Consider the following 18,006-nt stretch of genomic DNA (forward strand, 5'->3'; position numbering starts at 1 on the left):
GATGAAACAATGCAATAAATTCGGTCTATTCATTCTGGCAAGTGTTCCGAGCCTTGTAATGGCACATCCAGGCCATCATCACCATAACGCTAATTTTTGGACGGGCTTCACTCATCCGTTTACAGGATTGGATCATTTGATGATGGCACTCAGTTTCGGTGTTTTGATGTGGAGCATGTCTAAAATTTGGAAGATGATTGGGGCATGGGGCTTGCTTACAGCGCTCGTTGCTGGATTCAGTTTAGGTGCGCATGGAATCATTCCGAATGGCATTGCAGAAATTGGAATTGTAAGTTCATTGTTCATCTTAGCTGTAAGTTTATGGACCAAATCGAACAGAATTTTTCCAGTTGCAGCAGTGTTTCTATCAGTTTTTCATGGTTCAGCACACGGAGCTGAATTAGCGATGAATGGAAATGTTGGCGTTCAGATTTTAGGCATGATTACTGCCATGGCAATGATTTATGCTCTTGGACTGGGTTTAGGGGCATTGATGGTGAAATTTGTTCCACAAGGTAAAAAGATTGTAGGTGTGCTAGCAGCATTGGTTGCAGTAATTGGCTTAGCGTGATCAAACTTGGCAAAATAAAAAAACTCCGCAAGCGCGGAGTTTTTTATTTACTAGGGTAATCAGCTACCATTCGCAAGACTTTCAAGCGCTTCCCAGCGCTCTAATTTCTCTAAAAGTAATTCATCAATTTCAGTAAGGCGAATTGAAAGTTGAGTTGCTTTATCACTATCTGTCACAAATAAAGATCCATCTGCTAAAAGCGCATTAATTTCAGCTTGTTCCTTTTCCAAAGCTTCCATTTCAGCAGGAAGTTGTTCTAAAGCACGTTGATCTTTATAGCTTAGTTTTACTTTTTTCACCGCTGGTGCAGGGGTTGCTGCCGCTTCAGCTTTTGCAGCCGCTTTCTTCACCGCAGATTTCTGATCGACAACAGTTTGATCAGGACGTTGCATGAGGTAGTCTTGATAACCACCCACATATTCATCGATATTGCCTTTGCCATCAAATACCCAAGTTGAAGTCACAACATTGTCCATGAAGGCACGGTCATGTGAAATAAGAAGTAATGTTCCTTTGTAGTCGCTGAGCATCTCCTCAAGTAGTTCAAGCGTGACCATATCCAAGTCATTGGTTGGCTCATCCATCACGATGAGGTTCGATGGTTTAAGCAGTAATTTCGCCAATAAGATACGGTTACGTTCACCACCAGAAAGGGCTTTTACAGGCGTACGAGAACGCTCAGGTGAGAACAAGAAATCTTGTAAATAGCTATAGATATGTCGACGCCCGCCATTGATATCGACAAAGTCTGACCCTTCAGCCACATTATCTTTTACCGATTTTTCAAGATCGAGTACATTACGAAGTTGGTCAAAATAAGCCACTTCGAGTTGTGTCCCTGTTTTGACCGTACCTGAGTGTTCTTGTTGACCCAAAATTGCTTTGATTAGCGTGGTTTTACCGACACCGTTATCGCCCACGAGACCAATACGATCTCCACGGAGCACCAGTGCATTGAAATCTTTGATAATCGGTGCATTGTCGCCAAATTGCACACTGAGATTTTCAATCTCGAAGACCACTTTGCCTGAACGTTGAGCATCTTGGGTGGCCATGCTCACTTTGCCTTGCTGTGAACGGCGGGCTTTAGATTCTTCACGTAATGCTTTTAGGGCACGAACACGACCTTCGTTACGGGTACGACGTGCTTTAATGCCTTGACGAATCCAAACTTCTTCTTCTGCGAGTTTTTTATCGAACAGCGCATTTTGCTTTTCTTCAGCTTCCATTTGCGCAGCTTTGAGTTCGAGGTAACGTGAATAGTTCCCCTCATAACTGCGTAAGATGCCACGATCCAGTTCCACAATACGTGTAGCAATACTGTCTACAAATGAACGGTCATGCGAAATGAAGAGTAATGTTAGATTATTTTGATCGAGTAAGAATTTTTCTAACCACTCGATACTTTCAACATCTAAATGGTTCGTTGGTTCGTCGAGTAACAAAACATCAGGTTGGGTGAGTAGTGCGCGTGCAAGAAGCACACGACGTTTACGACCACCTGAAAGATCAGCTAAATCAGCATCAGGATCAAGCCCCATTTTACTCAGGATTGAATTCACTTTAGTTTCAAGTGCCCAACCATCTAATTGATCCATTTTATGTTGCAAGTTACCCATGCGATCGCAAGCTTCCATATCGCCGAGTACGCAAGCTTCGCTTGCTTCGTGATAAGCTCTAAGAACAGAAGCTGCTTCACCTGCGCCATCTGCCACAATATCTGCAACACGTCCCGAGTCCATTGGCACGTCTTGAGCCAGCATAGAAATGGTGATGCCATTTTGCAGGGAAACTTCACCAGCATCAGGCAATAAACTTCCATCAATGAGTTTAAGTAAAGTAGACTTACCCTCACCATTACGGCCAATCAAACACACTCGTTCGCCGCGCTCTAAACTAAAATTCGCGCCGTCGAGTAAGTACGGTCCACCAAATGCGAGTTGGACGTCCCTTAAGGTAATATAGGCCATAATGTTTCCTGAAATCCCCTGATGAGGACTTATAATGTCGAATCAAAAAAATCTAAATGAGCAGGCGTCATTTTCCGCACCCATAGAAGATTTGCAAGTCCGAATTGCATTTTTAGATGAATTAGTTGATCAGTTAAATATTCAAATTGCATTACAAAGCCGTGAAATCAGCGATTTAAAGAAACAAATGCAAATTTTGTATCAACGTGTTGAAGCTACTCATGCTGACGATGGTGTTGCTCCATTTGATCCAATTTTGGATAAACCGCCACATTATTAAGACGTGACATAAATACTGATTATTTATTAAGAAGTATGCGTAAATAGTTTGACCTTTGATATGAAGGTCGTTGTAATAGTCTTTTCACTTGCCGAATTCTGAATCTTATCCTATGAGCGCTAAAGTTGTCCTAATAGATCTTGAAAATAACATGCCGACTTCGACGTTATTTCGGGAGATTGTGCAACATTACACCACGACCTATCTATTTCATTCGAAAGGGAGTTTTCATTACAGTCTCACTGATTTGACTGAATTTGCGAGTTGGATTAGTAGTGGTCAAATTGTCATTTTAGAAATGCTTGAGGCAAAAGAAAAAGAATTTGAGTACGCTGTGATTGTGGGGCAAATCTTGGCATTGGTTGAGCATGGCGCAGAGATTGATGTGATTTCTGCACGAGACTGTAGCACCATGTTGGCTGACATGATGCGAGCTTCTGGCATTCAATGTAATTTGATACAGGTACAACCAGAGCAACCTGTGTCAAAACTCAAATACAACGTGCCTTCAGTTGAAACTATTCGTCAAAATCATGATTTATTTAAAGTAAAGCAGTATTGTGATGTTGTGGTTCGTATGGAAGGGAAGCCCAACACCTTAGCTAAGCTTAAAAACTCGATCGAGAATACGTTGAGAATAAATGACGAGCACAGCGCTAAATTGATTGGCATGCTGATTAATTTAAAGGTAGTTAAAAAAGAAGGTGAGCAAATTTCCTTTCGTAAAAAGGTATTAAAGCAGTGGGCTCAATTGGATATGAATGTTGATGAAGATGTAGTAGCAGACCACAAGCTTGGTCAGGTAGATGCGTTATTGGCGAAGCTACATATCGAAGCAAAAGACATTTTAGCTGAAATTGAAGAGTCACAAGACATTCAACATATTCAGAGTGATTTGTTTAAAAATTTTGAAAAAATAGATCCTGTCCAGCTGGAAGTCATCCAAAAATTGAATGCTTTAAAATCCGGAAAGCCTAAAGATATTTATGAACTCCGTGATTTATTAGAACAGCTATTTCCAAAATCAGATGTGCGGTTATTGCTTAAGGAAATGATTGATAAAGGATATATTTATTGGAATGGTCATGAAGTACTTTATAGCCATGAGATGTTTTTGAACTAAAAATGCCTAGGAAAAAAGCGATGATTTTATCGCTTTTTTTTTATTTCAGTTGCACTGTGCTTAGGTGAGTTATACCACATCATGCCTTATTTGGTTCAGGTCTCAATACTGGTTTCATGCCGCTATAAATCGTATTTTTAATTTTCAACTTGCCTTTTATATTCGGCTTATGCAACTCTAATATAAGAAGCAAAAGGTGAACTATGGAAAATGCTGGACTTTGGATAACGATTCTTATCGTTGTTTTTGTGCTGGGCTCGATCTTCGGATTACGTGTAAATCCAAGAGAAAAAGCTTTGGGGATCATGCGTGAGAAAGCGCGAAAAATGGGATTACACCCGCGTTTGATTGCTGCACCTTCATGGACCAATATTCCAATGGCATCAGAAAATCGTGCCAGTATGGTAGCGTATTACAGCGTTATCATTCCTGATGGTCGCCTACCTTTAATGCGCGCATTGGTTGAAAATGAAAAACTTAAGGTTGTTCACGGGAATGAGAAATTTAATGATTTCCCCATTGCATTAAAAGGGATTTATGCTATTGATATGCAGTCTAATTGCGTCGGTTTGTACTGGAAGGAAGAAGAAGATCTTCATGCTACACAACTTGATGAAATGAAAGCACTTTTACACAAATTGGCTGAAATTTAATTTTTTAATCTTATAGGAATAACGGTTCACTATGGCGAATGCTCCTAAGTCCACATCCAAAAGCGCTACAGCTCAATCGTCAGAAGCTGGAAAAAAACGTGCTTTAGTGATCGTCGAGTCGCCTGCTAAAGCGAAGACCATTAATAAATACTTAGGTTCAAACTACATTGTGAAATCATCTGTGGGTCATGTCCGTGACTTACCAACAGGTGCTTCAAAAAGTACGGAAAAGAAACCAGTAACACGTACCAAACAGACTGCTGAAGAGAAAGCTGAAAAAGCTCAACAGGCACTGATCAATCGTATGGGGGTAGACCCTGAGCACGGTTGGAAAGCACACTATGAAGTGCTTCCTGGTAAAGAAAATGTTGTTTCAGAACTGAAAAAGCTTGCTTCGCAGGTTGACGAGGTCTATCTCGCAACCGATTTGGACCGCGAAGGAGAAGCGATTGCTTGGCATTTAAAAGAAGTTATTGGTGGTGATGACTCTCGTTATAGACGTGTGGTTTTCAACGAAATTACTAAAAATGCCATTCAAGAAGCATTTAAACAGCCTGCTCGTTTAGATATTGATAAAGTCAATGCACAACAAGCACGCCGTTTCCTTGATCGTATTGTTGGCTTTATGATTTCACCACTATTGTGGGAGAAGATCGCACGTGGTTTATCTGCGGGTCGTGTACAGTCAGTTGCTGCGAAACTTGTGGTTGAGCGTGAGCGAGAAATTCGTGCTTTTATTCCTGAAGAATATTGGCAAGTTTTTGCAGATACCAAATCTAAAAAAGATGATATTCGTTTAGAAGCAGTCAAACAGTCAGGTAAGACATTAAAACTTCAAAACAAAGCACAAACAGATGCTTTATTGGATGTCTTAAAAGAAGCTGAATTTAAAGTTGCTGCCCGTGAAGATAAACCGACCAAAGTTAATCCGAGCGCACCCTATATCACATCGACCTTACAACAAGCAGCAAGTACTCGACTTGGTTTCTCTGTAAAGAAAACGATGACGATGGCACAGCGCTTGTATGAGGCGGGTTATATCACCTATATGCGTACCGACTCTACATTCTTGAGTGATGATGCGGTCAATATGGTACGTGGACATATCGAAACCGAGTATGGTGAAAAATATCTTCCTGCAAAGCCAAACCGTTTTGGAAATAAAGCAGGTGCGCAAGAAGCCCATGAAGCGATTCGTCCGTCAAACGTTGCGTTGAAGGGTGATCAGCTTGCAGGCGTAGATCGCGATGCTCAGCGTCTATATGATCTGATTTGGCGTCAGTTTGTTGCATGTCAAATGACACCTGCTGAATATTTGTCTTCGACGATCTTGGTCGATGCAAACGGTGTAGAGCTTAAAGCTAAAGGTCGTACTTTGGTATTTGATGGCTTTACGAAAGTACGTGGCCAGAACAAGTCGGATGATGATGTTTTACTGCCTGCTGTGAAAGTGGGTGAAGTTCTACAACTTCAAAAGTTAGATCCTTCGCAACATTTCACTAAACCGCCTGCACGTTTTACAGAAGCATCTTTGGTGAAAGAGCTTGAGAAAAAAGGTATTGGTCGTCCTTCGACTTATGCAGCGATTATTTCAACGATTCAAGATCGTGGTTACGTGAAATTGGATAACCGTCGTCTCTATGCAGAGAAGATGGGTGAAATCGTAACAGATCGTTTGGACGAAAGTTTTAACAACTTAATGAATTATGCATTTACTGCAGATTTAGAAGGTCAACTGGATAAAGTTGCAGATGGTGAGCGTAATTGGAAAGAATTATTAGATAGTTTCTATGGTGATTTTAAGAAACGTCTGACTACTGCACAGGGTGAAAATGGCATGCGCCGTAATCAGCCTGTTGAAGTTGATGCTGTGCATTGTAAAGAATGTGATCGTCCGATGCAGATTCGTACCGGTACCACAGGTGTATTCTTAGGTTGTTCTGGCTATAACTTACCACCGAAAGAACGTTGTAAAGGTACACTCAACTTAACGCCAGTAGAGTCCTTGGCCGCATTATCTGATGATGAGTCTGCAGAAACCGCAGATTTAATGTCGAAAAAACGTTGCCCAATTTGCGAAACAGCAATGGATAGTTACGTTATTGATGGTGGTCGTAAACTTCATATTTGTGGGAACAATCCAGACTGCGAAGGTTTTGAGCTTGAAGAAGGTGAGTTCAAAATTAAAGGGTACGATGGTCCAACAATTCCATGTGACAAATGTGATGGTGAGATGCAGTTAAAGACAGGGCGTTTTGGTCCTTATTTTGCCTGCACAAGCTGTGAAAATACACGTAAAGTATTGAAGAATGGTCAACCAGCACCTCCTCGTGTCGACCCGATTAAAATGGAACATTTGCGCTCAACGAAACATGACGACTTTTTCGTATTACGTGATGGAGCAGCAGGCTTATTCTTAGCAGCAAGTAAATTCCCTAAAGTGCGTGAAACTCGTGCTCCTAAGGTTGCGGAATTGCGTACGGTTGCTGAACAGCTAGATCCAAAGTATCAGTTTATTCTGCAAGCGCCAGATACTGACCCTGATGGAAACCCAACTTTAGTGAAGTTTAGTCGTAAAAATCAAGCGCAATATATTGGTTCTGAAACGCCTGAAGGTAAACAAACGAAATGGTCTTTGATTTACCAAGATGGTAAATGGATTGAAGCTTAACGTTTAAATAACAGAAAATGCTGACTTAGGTCAGCATTTTTTTATGACATTAAATTTATTGTCTTACACATACTCTTGAGAGATTTTCTATTTCTGTATCAAATAGAATGAAATTCGCAATCATTTCTTTGTTATCGAGTTTTTTAATTAGTAATTTCACAGCATCAGGATCAGCTAAAGCTGATTTAAGGTTTAATTGCTCTTCAACTTGAGCATTGTCTATTTCAAATTTCAGTAATTTATTTTGATCAATTGTGAGTATATGTTCTTGTAAACTCCATTGAGCTTCAGATTGGGTATAAGCAATTGCTTTCTCGTTATCTTTAATAAAGGTCATTTGATTTTTTTCAAAATATTGACCATTTGGTTTGAACTCAGACACTATTTCGCTTTTCGCAGCATAACCCATGTAATCCATTTCTTCAGTACATTTCCATTTGGCTGAAAGTGCTGATAATTGAATATTTTCACTACTGTGTGAATTGGTTGCAGACGAGCTGGTAGCTTGATTACATACAAAAATGAATGTACACAGCACTAAAGTTTTTTTAAATATTTGATATTTTTGCATTGTTATACCGTTATTTTTTTTGGGGAATTGTAAGTTTATTACAATATATATAAGGGTTCTATTTGAAAAATTGAAAATCTCAATGTAATAAATAAGTATCTGAATTAATTTAAATATGAGAATAGCAATAAAGTATGCAGCAAAGGATAGAAACTTTTATTTTGGCTCCCGACTCTTTCAAAGAAAGCATGCCTGCTGAGCAGGTATGCATGATTATGAAAAATGCAATCCATAAAGTCTTACCCGATGCACAATGTATTTTGAATCCAATGGCAGATGGTGGTGAAGGAACCATTGATGCATTGGTCATGGCAAAATCAGGATTAAAAATCGCGTGCGAAGTACAAGGCCCATTCGCTGATGAGCGTGTCATGACTCATTTTGGATTAATTGATCAGGGACAAACAGCAGTCATTGAAATGGCGAAAGCCAATGGCATTCATTTAATACCACCTCATTTAAGAAATCCTTTGTTCACTAATACTGTAGGGACAGGGCAACTGATTGTCGCAGCTCTTGAATTCGGTGTGAAAAAGATCATCATCGGATTAGGTGGGAGTGTGACCAATGATGGTGGTGCGGGTATGGCACATGCTTTGGGCGTGAAATTTATTAATCAATATCATGAAGCATTTGAGCCAACAGGTGGAAACTTAAACCAAATCGATTCCATTGATGTGTCACAACTCGACCCAAGATTGACTAAAACAGAAATTGTTATCGCTTCAGATGTAAACAATCCATTATGTGGTCCACTTGGCGCATCGTATATTTTTGGTCCGCAAAAAGGGGCTACACCTGAAATGGTGCAAGTATTGGATCATAATTTATCACACTTTGCAGGGGTGGTAGAGCAGCAGCTTTTAGTCGATTTACGTCATCGATCTGGTGCTGGTGCAGCAGGTGGTTTGGGATTTGGTTTGATGGCATTTACAGGCGCAGATATTCGATCCGGTGCTGAATTAATCATTGAGGAAACTCAATTGGCTGAAAAAATTGCGCAAGCTGATTATGTATTTACGGGTGAAGGGAAAATTGATACTCAGACTCAATTTGGTAAAACCCCATTTGCCGTTGCTCAAGTCGCATATCGGCACAACAAGCCTGTATTTGCATTCGCTGGTAGAGTTGGTGAAGGGGTAGAACCATTGTACGAACAAGGGTTTCATCACATTTGTAGTATTAATCCACTGGATCAAAGTTTGTCAGAATCCTTGAAAAATGCAGTTCAGAATTTAGATTTAACGGTACAAAATATCGTAAGGCAGTATATCTAATTCTCTATGTAAGTGGGCTTTGAGGTTTAAAACTGAAGCGTGTTTGTATTTTCTAAATCTAGCTCTGTTAAACTATTGTTATTGTAAAATTGATGAGTAGCGATGAGTTTAGACAGCCTGATTGATGAATTAAATCCTCAACAAAAACAAGCTGCAACCACAGAAGCCTTACATAGTTTGGTGTTGGCGGGTGCGGGCTGTGGTAAAACCAAAACGATTGTGGCACGTGCTGCTTATCTCATTGATCAAGGTGTACCCGCCAATCAAATTCAAATTTTGACGTTTACGCGTCGTGCTGCCAGTGAAATCGTGGCGCGTGTCGAATTGGCACTCGGTGAACAAGCAAAAGGATTACGAGCATCAACATTCCATACTTTTTGTATGTACTTGCTGCGTCGTATACCAAAAGCTTTCGGCTTAGCGCAATTCTCAATTATTGATCGTGATGATCAACTCATGATGTTTCGTTTGATACGTGGTAAAGATGATAAGAAGAATCCCAATCAGCTCCCGAAGCCTGCTGAATTATGTGATCTGTATTCATATGCTAGAAATACGCGTCAAAAGCTAAGTGTTGTCATAGAAAAGCAAATGCCTGAATTCTTAGCAATGAAAGACCTGATTGCAGAAATCATGAAAGAATATGAAACTCGAAAGCAGGCACGTAGCTTTCTTGATTATGACGATATTCTTGCGATCGTGGCATCAGCTTTAGCACAGTCTGAGGGACTAGTCGATTATGTGGCCTCGATTTGCAGACATATGCTTGTGGATGAAATGCAAGACACCAATCCATTGCAATGGGCGCTATTAGAGCCTTTAAAGGATCGAGTAAGTTTGTTTTGTGTCGGGGATGATGCTCAATCGATTTATGGTTTTCGTGGAGCAGATTTCGAAAACATTCATCATTTTAAAGAGCGTGTGCCAGCAGCACAGATCTTTAAATTAGAAAAAAACTACCGATCTACTCAAGAAATTTTAGATTTATCAAATTGGTTGCTTGATCAAAGTGAGATTAAATATGACAAGCGCTTAAATGCGTATCGAGGTACAGGCATAAAGCCTAAAATTCATATTTTCCCGAATGAGTTTGATGAAGCTAAATGGATTGCCATAGATATTAAAGAACGACATTTTTTAGAAGGCAGTCCATGGCGCGATCATATGGTTTTGGTGCGTTCAAGTTTTGCAGCTCGTCATATTGAAGCAGCTTTCATTGCAGCCAATGTTCCATATCGATTTATTGGTGGTATGAAACTTCTTGAAACTGCGCATGTTAAGGATTTACTGAGCTTACTACGCGTCATTGCCAATCCTTCAGACGATATTGCATGGATGCGTTTTTTGACGCTTTGGGATGGGGTCGGTGATGTTGGCGCAAGCCGTTTAGCGCAACAGTTGTTACAGGACCCTCAAGATGACGTCATTGCGGAAAAACTAGAAAAATTTGGACGTATTCCTGCTGAGGCTCTACTCATTATGAAGCAGTTGAATGTGTTAAAGACCGAAGTTAAAGCTTGCGTAAGCTTGGCAATTCAGGCAATAGAAATTCAGTTGAGTGAAAATTACAAAAAGGATTGGGGGCGTCGTCAAGGAGACTTTGAGTTGGTGAAACAGTTAGCTTCAAAACATACTCAGTTAAGTGAGTTTTTAGAAGCCTACGTGCTTGATCCAGTTTCAATCAGTGAAATCGAGCGTCAATCAGAGACTGATGTTGTGACTTTGATCACGATACATTCTGCGAAAGGAACTGAACAAAAAGTTTGTTACGTGGCGAATGTGACACCTGGTCAGTATCCACACGCAAGAGCTCAAGGGGATTTTGATGAAGTTGAAGAAGAACGTCGTGTGCTTTATGTAGCACTTACCCGTGCACAAAATGAATTGATTCTAACCAAGCAAAATTTGGTGACGTGGGCGAGGGAACAAGTCGATGAACAGGGGCGAAAAATCGAAAGCTATTTTCTCAATGATCTTTCAAGACATTTGTGTACAAGTGAAACACATTATAAAACCAGACAGCAAACGGTTAAGAGTGCTTTGATTGAGCGACAGTCGATTAATTTAGATTTTGGGATTGATCTCGATTAAACTATCTAGATTGTTTCATACAAAAAGTAGAGTAGGCGCGTACTTTTTGGTTTTTTTGCCTATCTTCTTAAGGTTTTTTCATGAAAATTTTAGTTCGTAACTTAGAGCGCAGCATTACTGAAGCTGAGATTCTGGAGTTATTTCAGCAGTTTGGAACAGTAGACTCATGTACATTGGTATTAGATGCTGCAACAGGCAAATCGAAAGGATTTGCCTTTGTTGAAATGCCACATGGCCGTGAAGCTGTGAAAGCAATTAAGGGGCTGAACACCCGTAAAGTTAAAGGTGCAGGTATTCGAGTAAAAGCTGCAGACGAAAAGCCAGAAGCATAACTTGATGTCTAAATAAAGTAGGAGCAGTTATTGCTCCTTTTTATTTGATATTTTATTTAATTTTACTAATAAATATGAATCTTTTTTAGCTTTTTTGACCAACTTTTGTACTTTGAAGAGTTGACATATTTTTGAAATGCATTTCTGTTATATATTAATATTTTTATTAAAAATATACACTTAAAATCACATTTATATACAAATTATTGTGAAGTATATCTTAATAATAGATTGAATAAGTTTGAGTGAAGTGTGTAGTATAAAAGCTCCATTATAAAACCCCAAAAGGTTATAAAAATGTCTATTCAAGAATTAAATCATCTAGAAACAGAAATCGTATCAGGTGCAGGTACGTTAATCGGTGACACGCTTCAAAACGCATCAAACCTATTTTCGAGCACATTGAATGTTCAAGCTCCAATTTGGAAGCCATTGAGCCTAATTCCTGGTGTTGGTACAGTTCATCAAGCAATTGATGTTGGCTTCCTTGCGATTTCAGAAGGTCTTTACAGGGCTGGAACACTGTTAGGTGGCGATCAAGATCAGGTCAAATTTCATTATGACAATGAAAAAGGCGATGGGACTTATAATCCATTAGGAATTTTTAAGGGTATTGTTCGCTAATATAACCTTAGATTCATTCGAAAGGGTCAGCCATGCATTTGGCTGGCTTTTTTATTTAAGCAGTATGCATTAATAATCAGGCTTTCAATCAATCTTGTTGATCTAAAATTAATCTTGATTTTTTTCTTAAAAGCATTGCGTGATATGGCGTCAACATTTAAGTTGTATGACATAAATGTTGTTAGGAAGTTTTCATGTCTCGTGTTGCTCGTTTTCATGCAGATCGCACTAATCAAAAACTCTATTTTGCTCGTCTGTCATGTCAGCAAGCAGAACAGACAGATCATATTCAACAAGCTCAAGCCCATCGTGAAGCGGCAGTCTTTCATTTGCATGGAGCGGTCTTGGCATTTTTGCAAGAGTTGGTGCGTTATTACCGTTTAAATGATTTTTCACCGACATTAAAATCTATTGAAGAGCATATGGCCGCTAAAGGGCAAATTTCTCCAGAAATCACCGTGTTACAGCATCTTGCAAAGGATGGTTTTATTGCAGAACTAAAGCGCGCTTATCGTATGTGCCAGTATGCACCTGAACCAAGTGCACCAGAACCTGAGGATGAGACTTCTTCAAATCTTATTATTAAAGTCACGCAGACACCTCAAGCGTGGTTGCCAGACATTCAAATTCTTCGAGAGTGGCATCGTGACTTAACCCATCTTATTGACGGTTTTCGTAACGAAATGGTTGAGTTTTAATTGTAATCATGACAGTTTTAAACGATTAGACTTGAAATATAAATTTTAGAACTTATATAAAATAGTCTAAGCAATGCAAAGTGCATTCAGCATTTTGCCACCATGTGAATCATGGAGGGTATATGTCTATAGAGCAATTGAAAGAATTATTCGGAACACAAGAAGCAATTTTAGAATTGGTGCAACTTGAGAATGGCGAGTTAGCGCTTCGTCACGCTGCATCTGAAGATGAGCCACTTGTGAAAATTCAATTTAATGATGAAGTGAAAGCTTTATTAGGTGATCATATGCCTTTGATTGCCCAACACATGATTCAGGCTGCGTTATTTGCACTTCTCGAAAAACAATCGAATGAATGGCATGCGGAAGTCGTAGATGAAAAACCACAGTTTTATAGCTAAGAAAAAACCGCGCAAATAGCGCGGTTTTTATTTTACTTAGTGAGATGGTGCATGATGATGTGCGATTTCAATTTGATTTAGAATATGATTGCTCATGTTCTTCGCCATTTCTTCCTTCGCGTAATACACTTCACCAATTTCATCTGCACGTATTGCTTCAGCTTCTTCTTTACTTTCCGCACAGATCAAAACTTGAATCTGTGGATTCAGAAGTTTGGCAGTATCTACAATCTTATGAATATCTAAAATATCCATCGGCGAGATAATTAAAAGCCTCGCATGTTGTATATGCGCTTGAATTAATACGCCCGGTTCTGTTGCTGAACCTGATACTGCAGCAATATCTTTTGCACGTAGTTTTTCAACAATTTCTCGATTTTCTTCAGCAATCACCACTTTGATGTTATTTTCCATCAGTGTTTTTGTTAAGCGACGTCCAACTTCTCCATGACCGACCATGACCACTTGATCGCGCAGGTAGTCCTGTGAGACCTCGTCAGGTAACATCGCCAATGGATCACCACTACGCTCAAGCAAACGAGCCAAATGCGAGCGCTCACGAATCCATTTCTGTACGGGTTCAATGGCTGAAAATAAAACAGAATTGAGCGAAATAGAAAATAATGCCCCGGCTAAAATCAAGTTTTGAGCTTCAGGGGTTAATAATCCTATAGATAGACCGAGTGTTGCCAAGATAAAGGAGAACTCACCGATTTGAGCGAGTGAGGCACCTACTGTAAGTGCGGTATTTAATGGATAGCGGAAGAATAAAACCAGCGCCATTGCTGCCAATGTTTTTCCGATCATAATAATGCCAATCACAGCCAGAATATGAAGTGGTTCTTCAACGATAATTGTTGGGTCAAACAACATTCCGACAGAGACGAAGAATAGGATGGAGAATATCTCACGCAGTGGTAACGTTTCTTCTTCAGCACGATGACTGAAGTCAGACTCTTTAACCACCATCCCAGCAAAGAATGCACCTAATGCCATTGAAACGCCAAAAACTGCATACGAACCATAGGCAATGGATACGGCTGCTGCAACCACAGTCAATGTAAATAGCTCGCGAGAACCTAAGCGTACGACAAACTGAATAATTTTAGGGATGAGGCGCTTACCAATAATCAGCATAAAGGCAATAAAGCCCGCAACTTTAAGTAAGGTTATTCCTAAAGTCACAAAGACATTTTGATCTGGATCAGCGCCTTCCAGTGCTGTTCCGCCAAGGAGTACAGCTGTAGCGGGTAATAAAACTAAAGCGAGCACCATGACTAGGTCTTCGACGAGTAGCCATCCCACAGCAATTTTTCCATTGACTGAATCCAGTAAGCCTCGGTCACCCAAAGCTTTCAGGAGTACCACAGTACTCGCACAAGATAAGCTTAAGCCAAACACCAATGCTGACCCAAAACTCCATCCCCATAGCATGGAGACGCCAATCCCGAGGATGGTAGCCACTGTGATTTGTAAAATTGCACCAGGGACAGCAATACGCCGAACTTGCATTAAATCTTTCAGTGAAAAGTGCATCCCGACACCGAACATCAAAAACATGACACCCAGTTCTGCGAGTTGATTGGCTAGTGTGATATCGGCGACGATACCGGGGGTTTTGGGGCTAATAATAATGCCGGCAATGAGATAGCCAACAAGAGGGGGTAGACGTAAACGTGCGGCGATAAAGCCAAAAATAAGGGCTAAGCCAAAACCAACCGCAAGCAATATAATTAAATCTACATCATGTGGCACTAATCACCCCTTAAATATTTATAAATTATGAATTGGCTTTTGAGCTGTATAAGCATAAAAAATGCCAAACTGAGATTAAATTTTAACAACCTGAAGAAAAAAAAGGCAAAAAAAACGACCCAATGGGTCGTATTTTTTTAAAGAACTAAAATTATTTGATTTTAGCTTCTTTGAAGATTACGTGTTGACGGATTTTTGGATCAAATTTTTTGATTTCCATTTTTTCCGGCATAGTACGTTTGTTCTTAGTAGTGGTATAGAAATAACCTGTACCAGCAGAAGAAACTAGGCGAATCTTATCACGCATTTTCGTTGCTCCTTAGATCTTTTGACCTTGAGCACGTAGGTCAGCAACAACCTTTTCGATGCCCAATTTGTCGATAATACGCATACCTTTAGTAGTTAGACGAAGACGTACGAAACGTTTTTCGCTTTCTAACCAAAAACGGTGGTGGTGCAGGTTCGGCTCGAACCGGCGCTTAGTTTTGTTGTTGGCGTGTGAGACGTTGTTACCAACGACTGGACGCTTGCCGGTAACTTGGCAAACCTTAGACATGGTGTAACTCCATTGATTTAGCCAACAGCAAATCTGTATGGCCAGTCAAAATAAAACGGATTGAATTCATTCAAGGGGCGTTTTATATCAAAAATACGCTTAAAAGACAAGCGAAATTGATAAAAACAGGGCATGACCTGTTTTGATAGATCATGCCTTGATCATTTAACGAAGAAAGGCTTTACGGATAAGACTAGGGATCGGTCTATTAAACGGAGGCAGTACGTATTTCAAGCTGAATAGCTTTGGAATAGACATAACTGAGCGTTCATTTGATAAACTGAAGAAGCCTTCGGGACCATGGTATCTGCCCATACCAGATGCACCAACGCCACCGAATGGTAGATCATCTTGTGCAACATGAGTAACAACAGCGTTTTGACCAAAGTGTCCAGAGTGAGTACGTTGCGAAACGTATTCTGCTCGAGCATCGTTAAAGTCGAAATAGTATAATGCAAGTGGACGTGGTCGGTCATTAATAAACTCGATAACTTCGTCTATTTGATCATATTCTAAGATTGGTAAAATTGGACCAAAGATTTCGTTCTTCATAATTTCCATATCAGGGGTGATATTGGTCAGAAGGGTTGGCGCAATTTTACGTACAGAAGCAAGCTCTTCTTTTAATGGATTAATTTCAGTGACTTGAGCACCATTTTGAATCGCATCTTCTAAGTAACCTTGTAAGCGTTTATTTTGCTTATCGCTCACTATAGAGGTGTAGTCTTGGTTGTCACGTAATGTTGGATACATCGTTTTCGCAACAGATTCAAACTGGTGAATAAACTCCGAAGTTTTGCCGCGTGGTAAGAAAATATAATCTGGTGCGACACAAGTTTGACCCGCATTCCATAATTTACCGAATGCAACACGCTCCGCGACATCCTTTAAGTCAATTGAAGGGTGCACGATAACTGGTGATTTACCACCAAGTTCTAGAATAACTGGAACTAAGTTTTCAGATGCTGCTTTCATCACAGTCTTACCAACATTGGTAGAGCCTGTGAAGACTAATTTATCAAATGCAAGATGACTGAATGTGTCAGAGATTACGCCACCACCTGTAACAACGGCAACTAACTCTTGTGGGAATGCTTCAGATAGAGCATTTTGTAATACATAACCAAAATTACGTGAGGTGCTTGAAACTTTAATCATGGCGTGGTTGCCCGCTGCCAAGGCACATACTAATGGGCTAATCGCCAATAATAAAGGGTAGTTCCAAGGGGAAATGATACCGACAACACCCAAAGGTTGATACTGAACCCAACCTTTTGCAGGTTGATGTAAAATACCGATATGGCGTTTAGAAGGCTTCATCCACTCTGTTAAATGTTTGCTGTAATATTTGATTTGCTCGAGTGAAGTGAGCAGTTCACCAATTTTAGTTTCAGAAACCGAACGATTACCATAATCTTGGCTAATTGCTTCTGCAATTTGGTCCTGATATTTAATCAAAACTGCTTTAAGACGAGCCAAACGTTCAATACGCTGTTTTGCTGTCGGGTTCGGATAACGTCGATAGGCTGCTTTCTGAAGCGCTAGAAGATCATGTAAATGCTGAACTTCCGATGCTTCAGTCGTCATTAAATTTGTTTTTGTTTGACTGTTCATGACCAGTACCACTAATGTAAGGGTTGATGTGATTTTTATTTTTAGAGTAAATACTCTAAAAGTCAAGTCACTTTTATGTTAGCTTGGGCTAAACGTCATTATTCTTGTTATAGATGGTATTAGGATGTCGCATTCCAAAACGTTAAAAACCAAAGACCGAATCTTGCAAATTAGTTTGCAACTCTTTAACGAACGTGGAGAGCGATCTGTCACAACTAACCATATCGCAGCAGAGTTAGGTATTAGTCCTGGTAATCTCTATTATCACTTTCGTAACAAGCAAGAGATCATTAAAGAGCTGATGGAGCAATATCAGCATGCAACTTTAGAGCTGCTAGCATTGCCAGAAGACCGTGATGTAAATGCCAATGATAAAATCCGATACTTTCAAGTACTCAGTAGTCAGTTATGGGCCTATCGTTTTCTGCATCGTGATGTATATCATTTAACAGAAAATAATGATGACTTTAGAAAAATTTACCCGCGTTTCGCAGGTAAAGTGATGCAACAAGGTCAAAAGATTTACAGAGCCTTCGTCAATGCAGGTCTCATGCAAATGACAGAGTCTGAAATTGAAGCGTTGATCATCAACCTATGGATCGTCCTAACGAACTGGACGAATTTTCTCTATATGTCTGGTCATTTAAAAGATTCCAACCATTTAGATGAAAAGTGGGTTTGGCAGGCACTGCGTCAAATGGTGTTTCTTGAAGGTCCTTATTTACGTGGTGAAAGTCGTCAGACTTATGAGCGCTTGCTTGAAACGCTGGGAACATCTGAATTATTTGCCAGTCTTTCTGCTGATCGAGAAGATTGATT

18 protein-coding genes are annotated in these 18,006 nt (G+C 39.9%); 12 read left to right on the forward strand and 6 right to left on the reverse strand.

The window, feature by feature from the left end; translation table 11 throughout:
• Position 1 precedes the first annotated feature (1 nt).
• A complete protein-coding gene (locus AC1M9I_RS06105) occupies positions 2–571 on the forward strand; it encodes a HupE/UreJ family protein (protein WP_481610832.1) in 570 nt (189 codons plus the stop codon).
• Between the two features lie 59 nt (positions 572–630).
• Here AC1M9I_RS06105 and AC1M9I_RS06110 read toward each other — a convergent pair whose 3' ends face one another.
• Positions 631–2,541 (reverse strand): ATP-binding cassette domain-containing protein, encoded by a 1,911-nt coding sequence (locus AC1M9I_RS06110; protein WP_481594935.1) that lies wholly within the window; start codon positions 2,539–2,541, stop codon positions 631–633.
• A 34-nt stretch (positions 2,542–2,575) separates the two neighbouring features.
• Here AC1M9I_RS06110 and AC1M9I_RS06115 point away from each other — a divergent pair, with 34 nt between their 5' ends.
• The 4 genes from AC1M9I_RS06115 to topA all read left to right on the forward strand — a co-directional run bounded on the left by AC1M9I_RS06115 (position 2,576) and on the right by topA (position 7,268).
• Positions 2,576–2,821 carry a SlyX family protein gene (locus AC1M9I_RS06115; protein ID WP_035266784.1) on the forward strand — a complete coding sequence of 82 codons (246 nt, stop codon included), beginning with the start codon at positions 2,576–2,578 and terminating at the stop codon, positions 2,819–2,821.
• Positions 2,822–2,933: 112 nt separating this feature from the next.
• Positions 2,934–3,944 carry a hypothetical protein gene (locus tag AC1M9I_RS06120; protein WP_035266782.1) on the forward strand — a complete coding sequence of 337 codons (1,011 nt, stop codon included), beginning with the start codon at positions 2,934–2,936 and terminating at the stop codon, positions 3,942–3,944.
• 203 nt (positions 3,945–4,147) lie between these two features.
• Positions 4,148–4,597: a hypothetical protein gene (locus tag AC1M9I_RS06125; protein ID WP_035266779.1), complete on the forward strand. Its 450-nt coding sequence runs from the start codon at positions 4,148–4,150 to the stop codon at positions 4,595–4,597.
• 31 nt (positions 4,598–4,628) lie between these two features.
• Complete coding sequence (gene topA / locus AC1M9I_RS06130; protein ID WP_481591572.1) at positions 4,629–7,268, forward strand: type I DNA topoisomerase; 2,640 nt, start codon at positions 4,629–4,631, stop codon at positions 7,266–7,268.
• 55 nt (positions 7,269–7,323) lie between these two features.
• Here topA and AC1M9I_RS06135 read toward each other — a convergent pair whose 3' ends face one another.
• Positions 7,324–7,839: a hypothetical protein gene (locus AC1M9I_RS06135; RefSeq protein ID WP_481588666.1), complete on the reverse strand. Its 516-nt coding sequence runs from the start codon at positions 7,837–7,839 to the stop codon at positions 7,324–7,326.
• 134 nt (positions 7,840–7,973) lie between these two features.
• Between AC1M9I_RS06135 and AC1M9I_RS06140 the strand changes: the two genes are divergently transcribed.
• The 6 genes from AC1M9I_RS06140 (at position 7,974) to AC1M9I_RS06165 (ending at position 13,262) form a co-directional block, all read left to right on the forward strand.
• Positions 7,974–9,116, forward strand: a complete 1,143-nt coding sequence (locus tag AC1M9I_RS06140) for a glycerate kinase family protein (RefSeq protein WP_481594936.1) — start codon at positions 7,974–7,976, stop codon at positions 9,114–9,116.
• Between the two features lie 102 nt (positions 9,117–9,218).
• Positions 9,219–11,207: an ATP-dependent helicase gene (locus AC1M9I_RS06145; RefSeq protein ID WP_481594937.1), complete on the forward strand. Its 1,989-nt coding sequence runs from the start codon at positions 9,219–9,221 to the stop codon at positions 11,205–11,207.
• Between the two features lie 80 nt (positions 11,208–11,287).
• Complete coding sequence (locus tag AC1M9I_RS06150; protein WP_035266766.1) at positions 11,288–11,539, forward strand: RNA recognition motif domain-containing protein; 252 nt, start codon at positions 11,288–11,290, stop codon at positions 11,537–11,539.
• Between the two features lie 297 nt (positions 11,540–11,836).
• Positions 11,837–12,163, forward strand: a complete 327-nt coding sequence (locus AC1M9I_RS06155) for a hypothetical protein (RefSeq protein WP_481591569.1) — start codon at positions 11,837–11,839, stop codon at positions 12,161–12,163.
• A gap of 194 nt (positions 12,164–12,357) precedes the next feature.
• Positions 12,358–12,861 carry a DUF6586 family protein gene (locus AC1M9I_RS06160; RefSeq protein ID WP_481594938.1) on the forward strand — a complete coding sequence of 168 codons (504 nt, stop codon included), beginning with the start codon at positions 12,358–12,360 and terminating at the stop codon, positions 12,859–12,861.
• 122 nt (positions 12,862–12,983) lie between these two features.
• Positions 12,984–13,262 carry a hypothetical protein gene (locus AC1M9I_RS06165; RefSeq protein ID WP_035266758.1) on the forward strand — a complete coding sequence of 93 codons (279 nt, stop codon included), beginning with the start codon at positions 12,984–12,986 and terminating at the stop codon, positions 13,260–13,262.
• 36 nt (positions 13,263–13,298) lie between these two features.
• Here the strand turns inward: AC1M9I_RS06165 and AC1M9I_RS06170 are convergent, their stop codons facing one another.
• From AC1M9I_RS06170 to AC1M9I_RS06185, 4 genes are all read right to left on the reverse strand, one after another.
• Positions 13,299–15,017 (reverse strand): cation:proton antiporter, encoded by a 1,719-nt coding sequence (locus tag AC1M9I_RS06170; protein ID WP_481594940.1) that lies wholly within the window; start codon positions 15,015–15,017, stop codon positions 13,299–13,301.
• A gap of 151 nt (positions 15,018–15,168) precedes the next feature.
• Positions 15,169–15,324, reverse strand: coding sequence for a 50S ribosomal protein L33 (gene rpmG, locus AC1M9I_RS06175; protein ID WP_001205031.1), 156 nt, complete (start codon positions 15,322–15,324; stop codon positions 15,169–15,171).
• 12 nt (positions 15,325–15,336) lie between these two features.
• Positions 15,337–15,573: a 50S ribosomal protein L28 gene (rpmB, locus tag AC1M9I_RS06180; protein ID WP_000048256.1), complete on the reverse strand. Its 237-nt coding sequence runs from the start codon at positions 15,571–15,573 to the stop codon at positions 15,337–15,339.
• Between the two features lie 165 nt (positions 15,574–15,738).
• Entirely contained in the window at positions 15,739–17,187 is a 1,449-nt protein-coding gene (locus tag AC1M9I_RS06185) for a coniferyl aldehyde dehydrogenase (protein WP_481593296.1), read from the reverse strand.
• 124 nt (positions 17,188–17,311) lie between these two features.
• On the opposite strand from AC1M9I_RS06185, the gene AC1M9I_RS06190 reads away from it, so the two are divergent.
• Positions 17,312–18,004, forward strand: coding sequence for a TetR/AcrR family transcriptional regulator (locus AC1M9I_RS06190; RefSeq protein ID WP_035266753.1), 693 nt, complete (start codon positions 17,312–17,314; stop codon positions 18,002–18,004).
• The last annotated feature ends 2 nt before the right edge of the window (positions 18,005–18,006 follow it).

The organism is Acinetobacter sp. ANC_7553, assembly GCF_056779895.1.